Raw genomic sequence first — 15,581 nt, 5'->3', positions numbered from 1 at the left:
CTTGCGGGCTGGACAGGCCGGTGGCCATCATCTGACCGAGCGGCTGGCACCGTCGTGCGGCAGCGGCAGTGCAATCCAGGCAACCTTGGCACCCTCGCCAAGCCTTCGAAAGCCCCACGCACCGCCTGTGAGGCTGTGGACGATGTGAAGGCCCCGACCCCGCTCGGACAACAACTCCACGAGGGCGCGGGGCCCGCCGCCCCGGCCATCTGGATCAGCTCTGAACGGGGCCTCCGCAGGGAACTCCGGAACCTCGGGGAAGCGAGGACTCCGGTCCTGGATTTCACAGACGAGCTCCCTCGCGGTACGGCGCAACCGCATTTCGTACGGTCCCGGCGCATGCTCGCTGGCATTGGCAACGAGCTCGGACGCTGCCAGGACACCGTTGCTGATCACCTCACCCGGCAGCCCCCACTCCGTCAGGACACGACGAAGGATGGCACGGCCCTCAGACGCCGGGGCAGGGGTGCAACTGGTCCACTGGTACAGGCTTCCGAGCAGACGTGTGGGCACGACCGTCACCGGAACACACCGCCTCGAGCGGCATGGCGTCCGCGAACGACTCGACGGTGACAGCCACGCCCGGGTCCCACGCAGGCGCGAAGGTCAGCGACCAGCAACGGGCCGCCAGTCAGAGCCGTGGGCAAGAAGAGAGCTGCGATGAACAATGCGGTTGTCGGCACCATGGCGGCCTCCGTCGTGGTCGCGATCGGGACGCGACCACGACACCGTGGTGCTCGGCAAGAGCGGAACCGCCCTCTAACAAGAATTCCGTCACAGGGATCGATTCAATTCCGGCGAAGCAATGCGCTCTAACGGAGATCCGGCGGAAGATTATCGCGAGCAGCCTGCTGGAAGTGCCTGAGCCTGTCGGCCTCTTCTTCGATGAGATCCAGCACCTCAAATGCATACGCCGACGCACCGGTGGAACGCCCGGAAGAGATCTCCTCATACAGGATCCACGAGCCCCCGAATGACATTCAAACACCGCTCGGCAGTGTCGTCCTGTGCGTCAGGCCGGTGTCGGCTGGCGGGCTGGCTTTCGTCAGCGAAATCACCCGACCCCGCGTGCACACGGGAGCCTGATTGCGTCCACGGCCGCTTCTTCCCGTTCAGATTGGCAACTCCGGACTCGGAACTTTCCACCGATCCACGGTCGGCAGCGACACCCCGGCCAGCTCCGCGATGTCCTTCGAGCAACACGAGATCACGTAACGGCGAAAGAATCACGAGACACTAGCCTGCGTATTTCGCCTGCGGCTATGTCCAGACCACACGAAGCTCCGGGTGGACAGGTTACTCTTGGTCGACTCCCATCTACCAGAAGCTTCACCACTTCCGCGCCCAGCGCCACACCAACTCAGCAGGTCACCAGCCAAGGTTGGAAAGACTCATTGTCCGAACCCCCGCGGACGCGACGAGCCCCGTCTTCGCGAGGGGGAGGGGAGGGTCGGTAGGGGACTGGTGACGTCCGTGGTCAGTCTGTTCTGGGGTTGAGCCGCTCGGCTGGGAAGTGTTCGGTGCCCGCCGGAGGCACGCCGAGATGCGTGTACACGATGAGGTTCTCCAGATCCGCGAGCGGGGTAAGGTCCACGGGCTCGGGGGCGTTGCCGATGGTCAGGCGGGTCAGCTCTGGGAGGTCCTTGAGCGGTGCGAGTCCCGTGGTCAGCAGGCAGCGACTGAGCGTGAGGCTTTTCAGCCGCCGATGCCGTACCAGCGTCGCGGGATTGAGTGCGGTCTGGCCGTTGATCTGCAGATCGACCAGCCGGGTCTCGTCGCGTCGGCTCGCCAACTGGGCCCCCTGCGCGTCCCCTTCGATCATCAGGGTCTCCAACTCGGGCCAGCGTTCGAGCCCGTGCAGGTTGATACGCGCGGCGCCGCGCATGAAGACGAGGCCAGTGAGCGCACTCTCAACCGGGATGTCGGCGACATCGGTCACCCCGGCGGCGAAGCCGAGCGTCAGATGGCGAAGTTCCGCCAGCCCGTCGAGTCCGGCAAGAGACATGCCCTCGGCCAGGTCGTGCACGTAAAGATGCGTGATCCCGAGGCCGCGCAGGGGAACGAGACCGGTCACCGAGGGACAGCCGTCGAGGACCAACGTGGTGAGGTGAGGCAGCGCATCGAGCGGTGACAAGTCGCGCAGTGACGGGTCGTTGCTGCGGAAGAGCCACTCCAGGTTCCGGTGTTCCAGGATCTCCGTGGGGAGTCCATGGGGGCCGACGAGGACGATCCGCCTGAGATGTCGCAACCGTGGCAGCTCCGCCAGCTGCTCGGCCGTGGACACGCGTACGTAGACGTCCGGCGTCGTGGCGGACAGCACGGTCTCCGCGAAACGCCTGGCGTCGAACGAGGACCAACAGTGGCAGAACTCCGCTTGCACGGACACACGCCTGTCCTCCCGGAACCGCGCGATCACCGCCATCCCGGCGTCACCGCCCACCTGCGCGGCGGTCCGCACGACGGCGCTCGCGGTCGTCGTGTCCAGTCCATCCGGACCCGGCAGGAGTTCCAGCACGAGCTCGCCCACCTTGGCGAGTTCGTCCGCCTCGTCCAATGACCTGGGCGGCACCAACTCCTGCATTCGGGCCTCGACTTCCGCCCGTACCGCCGGATCGAGCTCCGGCGCGTGCTCCAGACTGGCCGCGGACAGCAGCACCAGTCGGTGCCGGTGCCTCCGCGCCTTGTCCGCCCGTCGCAGCAGCTGCCGGAGCAGCCGGCCCCGCTCGTCGACCCGTGCGTGTCCTACCGCCATGCGGACCACGTCGTCCCACTGGTCGTCGTGCGCGTTCTTCACCAGGACACCGAAGTCACGTGCTTCGACCGCCGCCTTCGCCCCCAGGTAGTCCTGGAAGGTGCGGTGGACGAAGTCGACGTACCCCGGGACCGGCTCGCGCAGGAGGCCGCTGCGGATCAGCAGGTGCGAGAACACCTGGGCGGCATCACCCTGCTCGCGTACCCGCGGCATCACCGCCAGCCACTCGTCCAGCATCTCGACCGCGTCGTCGCGGGACGCTTCCACCTGGCCGTTGCGGATCAGCCAGTACGCCAGGCGTTGCAGCAGCGCCGTCTGTTCCTCGCGGGAGAGGGTGACTCCCTCCGCGGACACCACCTCCCGCTCGGTGTCGCGGCGGACCAGCAGCATGTCCAGCGCCGCGTCATACATCTCCTTGCACGCGGAGGGAAGTTGCATACGGCGGTCGCGGTTCAGAGCGCAGAGCAGTGCGCACATCAGCGGGTTCGTCGCCAGCCGGCCCAGGTCGCGGCGCGTCGTCACCGCCTCCTTCAGGCCCACCTCGTACGTGTCCAACAGCTCCCGCTCCGAGTCGGCCGCGCATTCCCGACGTGCCGAGTCGTGCCAGTGCCCGATGAACGAGCGGATGTCGTCCCGCTCCATCGGCAGGAGCGAGTGCGCCGTGAAGCCCTGACCCGCCAGCCAGCCCTCGGGCACCGCCGACGGCCGTGTCGTCACCACGTAGCGTGCTTTCGGGAACGCCGCGATCACCGACCTCAACCAGCTCTCCGTACGGCTCCGCAACCGCATCGGGACCTCGTCGACCCCGTCGACCAGCACCAACGCCCGCCCTCGGGCTAGGAGTTCCGTCACCCAGTCGGCGGGTGGACGCAGTGGCACCCCCGAGGCGGCCAGGAAGTCCTCCGGCATCGGCAGCCTGCCCAGTGAGTTGAAGGACCGCAGCCGCAGCACGAAGGGCACACAGAGGTTCCAGTCCGCTAACTCCGCGCCGAAGCTCCGCCGTGCCGCGTTCAGCGCGAGCCACTGCACAAGCGTCGACTTGCCCGACCCCGCCGGGCCGCGCAGCATCAGGCGATCGCAGTCTGCCAGCGCCCGTTCCACCTTGACGGTGGTCGGCGCGGTACGCGGCAGACCGAGTTCCTCTCCGGGTGCCTCGTCGAGCCGCTCATCGGTGACCGCGAGACTGATGTACGCAGTGTCCAGCGGCCATTCGGCGCGGGTTCTGCCCCCCAGCGTGATCCCGAAGAGCTCCACACGCGAGTGGGTCCCGGCGACGAACTCCGCGTACCGCTCCTCAAAATCCAGCGCGACTGCCTCGGGACGAGGACCTCGCAGGCCGCGCAGCAGTCCCTCGGCACGGCTGGCCCTCCTCGTCTGCTCAACCGCCGCCCGTGCCGGGAAAGACGGGTGCGCGGTGAGTTGCTCGACGGCATGCGCACAGCACAGCTCCAGCAACTCCCCGTACAGCTCGCCCGCCCGCACGGTCAGATCCGTCACAGGCCTGCGCAGTTCCGCGGCCAGCCGCCCGGGGTCCAGGTCCGCCGCGAACAAGCGCTCCGCGTCGATCGGGCCCGCCGCCGCGAAAGTGTCCTGAACCGCCGCCACAGCCGCCAGCCGCTCATACTCCGGCAGCGACCCGTACGCAGACGAGATCCGGCCGGATAGCACCCGCGCCAGCTTCTCCGGTGTCGCCGGCTTTGGCAGCGGCCGAACCGGATCGCTCACCAACCCCGCCCCGGGCTTCGGTGTCAGTACCAACTTCGCGAGCGTCGAGGCCACAGTCGACGCCAGCCGGACCAGCACCAATTCGAGACCTTGCATTGCCGACGCCCTCCCCGTTTCAGCAGATGGCATGGTAGGCCGGGCCGGCCCGCGAATTTGCGGAGATTGCCAAAAAGCAAGCGCCTACCGTCGGTGACACTTGTGGGTAACAACGTCTGCTCGCAGCCGTACGGCGCTCCTACGGTGCCCACATGCCGAACCTGCCCAATGTCGTGCCGCTCACCGTGATCGAGATGGCGAGCGTGCGGCGCCGTCCCGACGAGGACGCGGCCGGGTACGAGGCGAAGGACTCCGCAATCAGCATCGGCATGGGCTCGGGAGCCTGGTCTTCGACTTCCTGTGGCAGATCTTGTTCTCCTACTGAGCCTTTTCCAACCTTAGTTTGAGCTGGTCAGGTGGAGGGTGAGCGCCGCCTGGACGAGGCTGGTGATCCGGGTCGTGGAACAGCGCAGTTTGCGCAGGAGTCGCCAGGCTTTCAGAGTGGCGACAGCCTGTTCGCCGAGTGCCCGGATCCTCGCGTGAGAGCGGTTGACGGCCTGCTGGCCTGCGGAGAGACGGTCCCATCGGCCTCGGTGCGGGGTGCGGACCGTACCGCCTGCGCCCTGGTAGCCCTTGTCGGCCCAGCAGGTGATGCCGGCCCTCGGCAAGAGCCTCGATGATGCCGTACTCGCGGGCGGCCCTGATGTCGTGGACGGCTCCGGGCAGGGCAGGGGATGCCCAAAGCAGACGGCCCACGGAATCGGCGAGGACCTGCACGTGCATGCCGTGCTTGCGGTGCTTGCCCGAGTAGAACGGCCGGTTGGCAGCGATCCGGTCGATCGGCAGCAGCGTCCCGTCCAGGATCAGATACGCCTTCAGCGACGCGCTCCAGGCCGCCTTTGCAAGGGTGGGTGCGAGGGCGGCGAGGACGTCGACGGCCTCGGTGACGTACCGGTAGACGGTCGTGATGCCCACGCCGAACCCGGCCGCGAGCTGGGCGTAGGTGTGTCCGCAGCGAAGGTGGGCCAGTGTGAGCAGAGCCTGCACGCCGGTACTCAGGCGTCGCCACCGCGTGCCGAGTGCACGGCGGCGTTCTCGCAGGCGGGCGGACAGAATGCAAGGGGCGGAGCTGGACACGTCGACGCCTGACGGGTAGACAAGCACGCGAAGCCTTAGTGGAGACGGTTCTTCTTGGTCGAAACCCATCTACCAGAGGCTTCATTCGTCCGTCAGGTCAACCTCCCTGACCGCCGGGCAGGTTGGAAAAGGCTCCCTACGTTGTTCTGCGGGAGGCGGTGGGCCCTTCGTATGGTTCACCCACCCAGGGGCGCCGGGTGTGGTTCAAAAGGCTCCGCCGCTTGTGGCTCTCAGTGATTGGCCGCCCGGCGCCCAACGACGACTCGGCTGCTGATTAGGAATTGCGAATGATCGCTCCGTAGGGACTCGACAGCGAGGTCGTCCGTGGGAGGAACCAGCAGCAGACCGCACGGAGGCACCACATGGCCGCGATCTGGGCCGGCATCGACGCAGGCAAAAGCCATCACCACTGTGTCGCGATCGACGAGAGCGGCCGACGGCTGCTGTCGCGACGCGTCGCCAACGACGAACCCGAACTGCTCGAACTCCTCGCCGACGTCCTGGCCCTGGGTGATGAGGTGACCTGGGGCATCGACCTGGCCGACGGCGGAGCCGCCCTGGCCATCACGATCCTCCTCAACCACGACCAGCCGCTGCACTACATCTCCGGCCGGGCCATCCACCGCGCCTCCGAGAGCTACCGAGGCGAGGGAAAAACAGACGCCAAGGACGCCGCCGTCATCGCCGACCAGGTCCGCGTCCGCCGCGACCTGCACCCCTTAGGTGCTGACGACGACACCGTCACCGATCTCAAGATCCTCACGGGCCGGCGCATGGACCTCGTCGCCGACCGCACCCGCACGGTCAACCGCCTGCGAGCCCAGCTCACCGGCGTATTCCCCGGTCTGGAACGGGCGTTGGATCTGACCAACGCCGGCCCGCTCACTTTGCTGACCGGCTACCAGACCCCAGCGGCCATCCGCCGAATCGGCGCCAAGCGGCTGGAGACCTGGCTGCGCAACCGTCACGTTGTGCGCGCCGACCGGCTCGCCGAAATCGCCGTCCAGGCCGCCGAACGGCAGCACACCAGCCTGTCTGGCGAGAAGTTGGCCGCTCAGCTGGTCCGCACGCTGGCGAGGGCGGTGATGGGCCTCAACCAGCAGGTCGCCGATCTTGAAAGGACATCGAGACCAGGTTTCGCGACCACCCCACCTTCGACGTGATCACCAGCATGCCCGGCCTTGGCATCATCCTCGGCGCCGAGTTCCTGGCTGCCACCGGCGGCGACATGACACTCTTCGGCACCGCCGACCGTCTCGCCGGCTTCGGCGGCGTCGCCCCGGTGCCCCGCGATTCCGGGAAAGTCAGCGGCAACTTGCGGCGCCCGCAGCGATACAACCGCCGCCTCCAACGCGTCTTCTACATCTCGGCGTTGTTCAGCATCCGGCACTGCGATGAGTCGCGTCAGTTCTACGACCGCAAACGCGCCGAGGGCAAGCGCCACACCCAGGCCGTCCTCGCCCTCGCCCGCCGCCGCGTCAACGTCCTCTGGGCACTCCTACGCGACGGGCGGTGCTACGAACTCACGCCGCCAAGCGCCCTCGCGGCTTGACAGACGACATTAGGAATCACTGTGAGTCCAGCATGCGGAGTTTCGCTTTTCCTTCTGCACCAAGGAGCGGTGCCAGCTTCCGAATGGGCCACATATCCGTCCAGCCTCGCTGAAGCGCCTGCTCGATGGAAGCGAGGACCTCGTCATCGCTCGCCTCACCGGCCAGGCAGACAGCCCGGCCAAAATAGCCCATCGGGGAGTCTGGAGCTAGCTGGATCGCTCGGTTGAAGGCAGCCAGCGCCTCATCGGCTCTGGTATTGATCAAGGCAAATCCTCGATCGCAGTGCGCCTCTGCGAGGTTGGGGTCGAGTTCCAAGGCTCGGTCAAATGATGTCAGGGCATCCTGCACTCTGCCTAGGTGCTGAAGGAGTTTTCCCCGCAGCATGTGCGCCGTCGCGTCCTCAGGCTGAGCATGCAGAGCGATGTCGACTTCCGTGAGTGCATCTTCTGACCTATGGAAGGCCGCCAAGATCTTGGCTCGGGTCAACCTAATTTTTCCGTCATCAAGTCCCAGATCAATTGCCCGATCCAGCGATTCCAACGCCTGCCCGTAGATACCGTTCTTGTACAAGAAGTCAGCACGGGCGCGGTGGGTCACCGGATCGGCCGGATGCATGGCAACGGCGTGATCGTATGAATCCAACTCTGCCCTGAGTGTCTCGATGTGCTCAATCTCCAGCACTTCGTTCACTTCGTTCATCGTGCCAGCGATCTGCCCTCGGACCTCGAAATCCCAGCGTCGCGCCTGTTCGTATCCTTTGCGCACGGAGTCTATGTCAGACTCTTTTCCATCCGTGAGCGCATTGATGAGGGCGTCGATTCCTCCGTCATCGCCGTCCTCAAGAGGGCGGAAGATCCGAAGCGGGGCAGACAACTCCGATGTGACGAGTCCATGGCTCGTGTGAACTGTGACATCGAACCCCATACTCAGCGTGGATACCCCGACTAGCTCCCTTATGGCTGTAACGGCTTCGCTATCCTCCTCGTCGTAGGTCGGGTGAATCATGGGCAGCTCCATCTCCTCATCCTGCCGGAGAGTGAACGGATCACCGATCAGCCAACTGCCATCATCGGTGCGGGTCCACTGCAGCCCTGCCTCTGGCTCGCTGTCCAAGCGCAGAGCCGGCACTGGCATCAGAACGTGCTTCCCGGTTTTCGTCGTTAGCGTGCGATAGACCGATACCTTGAGGACCACACGGTTGACCTCAATGCCGGCAAGGCTCACATTCTCAATTACGAGCGCACAGGAAAGAGCATCTCCTGGCAGGAAGAGCAGAGATTCCGGCTTGGAGATACCCACGGCTGTGGGAACCAGTTTCAACACAAGCGGCGGGTCCTCGCCCAGAAAGCGCCGCGTGATACGGCTGGCAATTGCTTCCAGCCTCCGGTAGGAAAGTATGGCCAGCATGAGGGCGAAGAGCGACTGCCACGCGTATTGCAACAGAGCATCACGGATACGGGGATTGGCAAGAGCGATCCAGGTCCTGTCGGCCAGCCATCTCCTTATTTCATCGATGTCGAGAAAGAGGGATCCAACGATGACTAGCAAGGCCCACGAGACGAGGAAGACCGTGAAGGTCAGCGAGATCTGGACCAGCTTTGCTTTCCTTGGACGTCTTACCATGAACTAACCTCGAGCAGGTGATGTGTTATAAGAAAGGACATTCAGTCTTGTGCGGATCAAGACTGAACTGTCTCGAAGGGGAGGTGTCTCCGCACTTCCCCAGCGGCCCGCGCTCAGCGGCACGTCTGCGGCGGTCCATGGCGCTGATAGGGCGCTCATCGAGTCGTGAGTCCCGGTCTCTAGGCCACTATCATCCGATTGGCATCTTGTCGCACTCCGGCCGCAGCCGCCTCTATTGCGCGGAGCAGGCGCACGAAGCCATTGAGGCATTGGTCGAGGCGTGAGTTGGCGCTGGGCGGGTGCGGGCAGAGGTGAAGCTCCTGGTAGATGGGTTGTCGACCAAGAGCAACCTATTCGCCCGGAGCTTCGTGTGCTTGTCTATCCATCGGGGATCAATCTGTCCAGTGCAGCCCTGCGGTTCCTGTCCGGTCTGCTCAAGGCCCGGCGTCTGGAGTGCCGTACCTGGTGGCGTCGCCTTCCAGCGGAACGACAGGTCCTGCTGGTGCTGGCCCACCTACGGTGCGGTCACACCTACGCCCAGCTCGCGGCCGGGTTCGGCGTCGGCACCACCACGGTCTATCGGTACGTGGCCGTCGAGCCCCTGACGGCTCTGGCCCCGGACGTCGCCACCGCTGTCCGCGCAGCGGCGCGAAAGGCGTATCTGATCCTGGACGGGACGCTGCTGCCGATCGACCGCATCGCCGCCGACCGGCCGTACTACTCTGGCAAACACCGAAGGCACGGGATGAACATCCAGGTCCTGGCCGATCCGCTCGGACGTCTGTTGTGGGCCTCGCCCGCGCTGCCCGGCGCGGTGCACTACGTCCGCGCCGCCCGTAGCCACGGCATTATCGACGCCCTGGCCGAGGCTGGGATCCGCTGCTGGGCCGACAAAGGGCTACCAGGGCGCAGGCGGCACCGTACGGGTTCCCCACCGCGGCCGGTGAAACAAGCTGTCCGCAGGTCAGCAGGCCGTCAACGTCTCCCACGCCAAGATCCGCGCACTCGGTGAACAGGCCATGGCTACCCTCAAGACCTGGCGGCTGCTGCGCAAGCTATGGTGCAGCACCACCCATCACCGGCTCGTTCAAGCAGTCCTTACGCTCCACCTCAACGCTTTACTGTCACTCCAGTTGACGCCGCACAAGGCGCTGACAAGCATCTTCAGGACGAGCATGAGTGACTCGAAGTGGATCACGAGACACTAGTCGACTTCTTCCATCCTCAAACGATGAAGAGAACTCGTATCACTCAGGACGGTCAACACGCGGTCGGTCGGGTCCGTCACGTACAGCAGAGTCGAGTAATCCGGAAACTGTTCTTCGGCGAGATATCCCTCTTCGTCCGTCCAATTCGTTTCGATTGTCATCTTTTCGAAGTCCTGCGCACGCGACAGAAAGTAGTGCCCACCCTTGAAACTGCTGTCGCGCAGCTCAAATGAAGCCTCCAATGAAAGCTCAAGAGCATCGCGCAATTCTGTCAAACTCATGCCACGAGAGCCGTAAAGATAGTAGCGATGCCCCATAGCGCCCCTTCGTCACTTCCTGGGTGCGATCATACTGGGTGCGCGTCCGATCGCGCTCTCGGTCGATCCGTAGATCATGAAGTGCACTTCCCGTCCAGCCTTTTCGGAGAGTTCTGCGGCCAGGCCATTCAGACGCATCTTCCGAAGATCCACATCTCGTAGCGGACCGGTGCGCGTTCCACCCGAACGAAGGCTAACGCCAGCTTTTCTTGCCTGCTCAAGCAGCCCCTCACCGGCCAGCGCAATGTCGTAATCACTCTCAGCCCTGAAGGGCTGCCCCGTCCGGAAACTTTGGCCCGTTACAGAGCTACCTTGAAAGATGGCCGTTGAGTCGCCGTACCCCACATCATTTAGGCCGCTGTACAGCATGCGCGAGAACTCTTCATAATCTGCCGTACCGTTGAAACCTCGGGGAGTGTAGGGATTCACTCCACCCAACGCCGGATCGTCAGCGTGAGCTGCTCCTGGGCCGAACCGAGGCGGAACTGCCGTGGGAGCCTTGCCGAAGAATCCCTTGAGGGCGCGCCAGGCGGGTCCGATGAGGGGGGCCGCTGCGCCGCCGAGGCCGCCGAGGAGGAGGTCGGTGGGGGTGGTGGGCTGGCACTGGGCCGTGTTGATGGCCCAGGTGTAGCCCATGCCGATACCGGCGTCGGTGGCAGCTGCGACGGCCAGGGCGCGGCCGCCGCTGAGGCCGAGGGAGCCGGCCAGGCCCACGCCGGCGGGAGCGAGGAGGCCTGCGCCGGCGCCGATGAGGGCGCCCTTGCCGGTGGCGGCGGCGAAGTCTCCCCAGTCGAAGTCGTCCCGGTGGGTCAGGGCGTAGACGCTGCCGCCGACGATGCCGCCGAGAGCTGCTCCGATGCACATCGGGCAGTTGCCGGAGGGGTCGGAGAGGTTGACGGGGTCGTTGTCGGCGTAGTTGTACGCGGACTGGTTGGGGCTGTCGACGGCGGCGAGGACGGGGTCCTGGGTGGTGAAGCGTTGCTGGGCGGGGTCGTAGCTGCGGGCGCGGAGCAGGAGGCGGTCGGGCAGGTACTGGTCTTTGTACTGGCCGGTGTAGCCGAAGATGCTGGTCCGGCCGCCGCTGGTCGTGGCCTTGCCGGTGGAGCGGCCCCATTCGCTGTAGCTGTAGCGGTAGTTGTCGGTTCCGGCGGCGTCGAAGACCTTGGTGATGGAGTCGTGCCGGTCGTGGCCGAAGTAGAAGGTGCCCGCGGTCCGGTTCATGGCACGGGCGGTGCCGTTGGGGTCGTACTGGTAGTCCGCGAACAGGGCGCCGGAGCCGTTGGTGTCCGTGGCGATCTGCGGAAGCGGGTTGTTGATGTCCCAACGGGACGTGCGGGTCAGTGCTCCGTTCTTGTTGGCGACTGTGCGGTTGCCGTCCGCGTCGTACAGGAAGGAGAAGCTGTCGGTGCCGATGGTGGCGGACTTGACCCGGCCGACGGGGTCGTAGGTGAAGCTGTCGGCTCCGTCCTTGCTCTGGTTGCCGTCCGCGTCGTAGCTGTAGCTGGTGGTGGTCGACCCTGCGGTGGTGGAGGAGAGCTGATCGGCGTTGTTGTAGGCGTAGGTGGTGGTGACGCCCGCGGCAGCCGAGGTCTTGAGGTTGCCGACCTTGTCGTAGGTGTAAGTGCTGCCGCTGGTTCCGGTCAGGCAGGACGTGGCAGAGGTGTCGGTGCAGGCCCGGGTCATGCGGCCCGCGTCGTCGTACTTGTAGCGGGTCGGGTAGCCGGTTCCGGGCTTGTCCGCGGTCAGGCGGTTGTTCTCGTCGTAGGTGAAGGTGTTGCTGCCGGTGGGCGTGGTCGTGGAGCCCAGTCGGCCGGCCTCGTCGTAGGTGCGGGTCTCGGTGCGCGCCGTGGTGGTGGGCAGGGTGACCGAGGTGAGGTTGCCCGCCTTGTCGTAGCCGTAGCCGGTGGCCTTGCTGTCGGTGGTCTGGCTCTTGATCCGGCCGACCTTGTCGTACGTGTAGCTGGTGGCCCGGCCGTCGGGGTAGGTGCGGGACTTGAGGGTGTCGTCGGTGTTCCAGGCGTAACTGAAGGGCTTGGACGCGCCGGGTGACGTGATGGACTGGATCTTGTCGTCGTCGTCATAGGTCAGGGTGCGGGTGCCTGTGGCGTCCGTGACCTGCTTCAGGCGGCTGGCGTCGTCGTAGAGGTAGGTCTCCGTGGCGGTGCCGTCGGAGTAGGCGACCTTGGTCGGCAGGTTGCGGGCGTCGATCGTGGTGGTGACGGTCTGTCCGCGCGCGTTGGTGACCTTGGTGCGGTTGCCGTCGAGGTCGTAGTCGTAGGAGACCGTCTTGGCCAGCGGGTTCTTGATCGACGTCAGTTGGCCTTCGGCGTTGTGGCCGTAGGTGGTGGTGTGCGTGTTGGCGTCGGTGCGGGTCTGAAGGAACCCGGCCACGTCATAGGTCAGCCCGGTGGTGCCGGTGTCAGGGCTCGTGGCCTTCCTGAGGCGATTGAGTTCGTCGTACTCGTACCGGGTCTGCTTGTTGCGGGCGTCGGTGATGGACGCGATGTTGCCGACGCCGTCGTAGCCGGTCGTGCGCTGGTGCCCGAGCGGGTCGGTGACCGAGGTTACGTTGCCCGCCGGGTCGTAGGCGTAGGTCCAGGTGTACTTTGCGGGGTCGGCTCCGGTGACGTTGCCGCGTGGGTCGACCATGCTGGCCAGTCGGCCGTCGTCGTCGTAGCCGTAGGTGGCGCGCTCGGCTTCCGGAGAGACCTCGGCGGTCAGGTTGCCGTCGTCGTCGTACTCGTAGGTGGTGAGGTAGCCGGCCCAGGTCTTGGACGAGGCGAGGCGATGGTTGTCGTCGTAGGCCAGCGTCATGCCGTGACCGAGGCCGTCGGTGGTCTTGGTGACGCTGCCGTTGTCGTCGTAGGTGACGGCGCGGGTGTGGTTCAGAGGGTCGGTGACCGACAGGGGCCGGTTGTCCGCGTCCCAGGTGAACGCGGTGGTCTTGCCCAGCGGGTCGGTGACCGTCTTGCGGTTGCCGACCTTGTCGTAGCCAATTTTCCAGGTGTACTTCGACGCGTCTGCGCCGGTGGCGTTGCCGCGCGCAGTCACCATCTGGATCTGGTTGCCGGCCTTGTCGTACCGGTAGGTGGTCGTGGCACCCCGGCGGTTGGTCTCCTTGTTGACGCGGCCCACGACGTCATAGCCGAAGAGGGTCTGCTTCTGCGCCGGGTCCGTGATCAGGGACAGGTGGTTGGCGTCGTCGTAGGCGTATGTGGCGGTCCGCTTCGCGGCATCCGTGACCGTGGTGAGGTTGCCGACCTCGTCGTAGTCGTAGGTCGTCGTATTGCCTCGGGCGTCGGTGACCGTTTCGGTGCGGTCGGCCGCGTCGTACGTGTAGGTCGTGGTGTACTTCGCCGGATCTGCACCGGCGACGTTGCCCCGCGGGTCGGTGACCGTCTTGACCCGGCCCGAAGCGTCGTAGGTGTAAGTGGTCGCGTTGCCCTTCGGTGTGGTGACCGACTTCAGGTTCCCGAAGTCGTCATAGCCGAACACCGTGGCCTTGCCTCGCGCCGTGGTGGCCTTCTCCAGCAGCCCTGTGGTCGCGTTGTAGTCGTACGTTGACGTCTTGAGCAGCGGGTCCTTGACAGTGATCAGCTGGTTGTTGGCGTTGTAGCCGAGGACGGTCTTGTTGTACTCGCCGTCTGTGTACGTGGCCACGTTGCCGTTGCTGTCGTAGGTCCAGCTTTCGTCCGAGGCCCTGTTGGACCGGCCGGTCATCCGGCCCGACGCGTCGAAGGTCCACTCGGTTTCGCGGATCTCCGCATCCACCGCACTGGTGCGGTTGAAGTGCGCGTCGTAGCGGTAGTAACCCTTGTTCGAGAACGGGTCGAGCTGGGTGAACAGGACGTTCTTGTAGTAGATGTCCGTCCACACGCCCTCGTCCGGGGCCTTGACGTCGACCTGGTCGAACACGCCGTTCTTGGAGTACGTGAACGTGGTCGTGTGCTGGAGCGCGTCTGTCTGTGACGTCACGCGCCCCTGAGAGTCGTAGACATTCGACGTGACGGTCTTACCGCGAGCGTTCGTGATCGCGTCGAGGAGGCCGGAGGGGTTGTAGCCGTAGATCTCCGTCTTGCCGTCCAGGGCCGTCACGCTGGTCAGCCGGTTGTCGGTGTAGCCGTAGTCGAGCACCCGGCCATCGGCCAACGTCACCGTGTCAAGGCGGTCACCGGCGTAGGAGAGAACCGCGGATCGGCCCACAGCGTCCGTGATCTTGGTGGGCTGTGTTCCGGTGTAGGTCAGCGTGAGGCCGCGTCCGGTTCGGTCCTTGAGCGCGGTCAGCAGCCCCGAGGCGTTGAAGCTGTAGGTGGTGTGATCGGCTGTGGTCAGTTTGTAGCCGCTGCCGTCAGCAGCCAGTGTGGAGCGGGCCTGGCCGGGGGCGGTGAACGTCCCGCCGGACTTTTCGGTGTAGGTGTGCCGGGTGCCGCCCTCGCCGATCAGGACCGCATCGCCGTCGGACTCGATCTGCAGCCGCGTCTCCCAGGGCAGTTGCCAGCCCTTGCCCAGCGCGCCGGTGAACGTGTTGTCCGACGAGTAGACGCGGCCCACCGTGAGCGGCACTCCCGGCGCGGAGACCTGGGCATCGGTGAACGCCTCCGTGAACGCGCCCGTCGCGGTGTTCACCGGGTCTGCACGCATCACCGTCGTGCCCACCGAGCCGCTTGCGTCCCCGCACACCGCACTGCAGGCCGCGCCATCGGGCAGGGCCGGAACGATGTAGTAGGAGTTGTACGAGCCGCAGGACTCCGTGTCCGTGGAGTCGTCCGTCACGGTCGTGCAGACGTAAATGAAGTACTGCGGCAGGGAGTTCGTGCACTCCGCGGTTGGGAGCGTGATCGACGCGTTCACCACCGGGAGTTCCACTCCGGTGTTCAACGTCGGCGCCGACACGGTCTGACCGAAGTCGAACCACTTCACGTCGTCCTGACTCAGGCGGCAGCTGTACGCATCCAACTTCCAGCGCACCTTGACCGGGTGCACTTCACCGCTGGCACCCCCCGCCTGGTAGATCGCGGCGGACAGCTGCAGCGGTTCACCTGGAACAGCGGCACCGATGTGGTTGCCCAGCGCCATCAGGAACCCGCCCTGCTGCGCCGCCGTGTTACCGAACGGGTCGGCCGTCACCTGCCACAATGCACCGCTCGAATAGGAAGCCGCAGACGCAGCCGCATCGGCACGAGTCACATAGGAAGCACGGTTGACGCCGCTGCCTAAGCTGACAGACGGA

Annotated in this window: 5 protein-coding genes and 4 pseudogenes; 3 read left to right on the top strand and 6 right to left on the bottom strand. The window is 65.4% G+C overall.

Annotated features, from left to right (window positions below; all coding sequences use genetic code 11):
* Window positions 1-27: 27 nt before the first annotated feature.
* Both ACTWP8_RS13180 and ACTWP8_RS13175 read right to left on the bottom strand, forming a co-directional pair.
* Window positions 28-513, bottom strand: a complete 486-nt coding sequence (locus ACTWP8_RS13180; RefSeq protein WP_443322324.1) for an ATP-binding protein — start codon at window positions 511-513, stop codon at window positions 28-30.
* A gap of 964 nt (window positions 514-1,477) precedes the next feature.
* The gene (locus ACTWP8_RS13175) at window positions 1,478-4,573 is read right to left on the bottom strand and encodes an NACHT N-terminal Helical domain 1-containing protein (RefSeq protein ID WP_443322323.1); all 3,096 of its coding nucleotides are present in this window, start codon (window positions 4,571-4,573) and stop codon (window positions 1,478-1,480) included.
* Window positions 4,574-4,725: 152 nt separating this feature from the next.
* On the opposite strand from ACTWP8_RS13175, the pseudogene ACTWP8_RS13170 reads away from it, so the two are divergent.
* Window positions 4,726-4,883 (top strand): annotated as a pseudogene (locus tag ACTWP8_RS13170) (sterol desaturase family protein); the annotation flags it as partial.
* A 28-nt stretch (window positions 4,884-4,911) separates the two neighbouring features.
* Here ACTWP8_RS13170 and ACTWP8_RS13165 read toward each other — a convergent pair.
* A pseudogene (locus tag ACTWP8_RS13165) lies at window positions 4,912-5,677 on the bottom strand (IS5 family transposase).
* A gap of 335 nt (window positions 5,678-6,012) precedes the next feature.
* Here ACTWP8_RS13165 and ACTWP8_RS13160 point away from each other — a divergent pair.
* A pseudogene (locus ACTWP8_RS13160) lies at window positions 6,013-7,202 on the top strand (IS110 family transposase).
* Between the two features lie 16 nt (window positions 7,203-7,218).
* On the opposite strand, the gene ACTWP8_RS13155 reads toward ACTWP8_RS13160, so the two are convergent.
* The gene (locus tag ACTWP8_RS13155) at window positions 7,219-8,826 is read right to left on the bottom strand and encodes a tetratricopeptide repeat protein (protein ID WP_443322322.1); all 1,608 of its coding nucleotides are present in this window, start codon (window positions 8,824-8,826) and stop codon (window positions 7,219-7,221) included.
* Window positions 8,827-9,196: 370 nt separating this feature from the next.
* On the opposite strand from ACTWP8_RS13155, the pseudogene ACTWP8_RS13150 reads away from it, so the two are divergent.
* Window positions 9,197-9,938, top strand: a pseudogene (locus ACTWP8_RS13150) (transposase family protein); the annotation flags it as partial.
* A 92-nt stretch (window positions 9,939-10,030) separates the two neighbouring features.
* On the opposite strand, the gene ACTWP8_RS13145 reads toward ACTWP8_RS13150, so the two are convergent.
* Entirely contained in the window at window positions 10,031-10,351 is a 321-nt protein-coding gene (locus ACTWP8_RS13145) for a hypothetical protein (protein ID WP_443322321.1), read from the bottom strand.
* Between the two features lie 12 nt (window positions 10,352-10,363).
* Window positions 10,364-15,478: a DUF6531 domain-containing protein gene (locus ACTWP8_RS13140; protein WP_443322320.1), complete on the bottom strand. Its 5,115-nt coding sequence runs from the start codon at window positions 15,476-15,478 to the stop codon at window positions 10,364-10,366.
* Between the last annotated feature and the right edge of the window lie 103 nt (window positions 15,479-15,581).

The organism is Streptomyces sp. 7N604, assembly GCF_052245475.1.
GTDB lineage: Bacteria > Actinomycetota > Actinomycetes > Streptomycetales > Streptomycetaceae > Streptomyces.
Note: the sequence above shows the minus strand (reverse complement) of the source record. Positions and strands in the feature narration are given on the sequence as shown.

Coding starts and splice junctions, on each gene's coding strand:
- ACTWP8_RS13175 (WP_443322323.1), bottom strand. CDS start 4,573: ATGCAAGGTCTCGAATTGGTGCTGGTCCGGCTGGCGTCGACTGTGGCC.
- ACTWP8_RS13155 (WP_443322322.1), bottom strand. CDS start 8,826: ATGGTAAGACGTCCAAGGAAAGCAAAGCTGGTCCAGATCTCGCTGACC.
- ACTWP8_RS13145 (WP_443322321.1), bottom strand. CDS start 10,351: ATGGGGCATCGCTACTATCTTTACGGCTCTCGTGGCATGAGTTTGACA.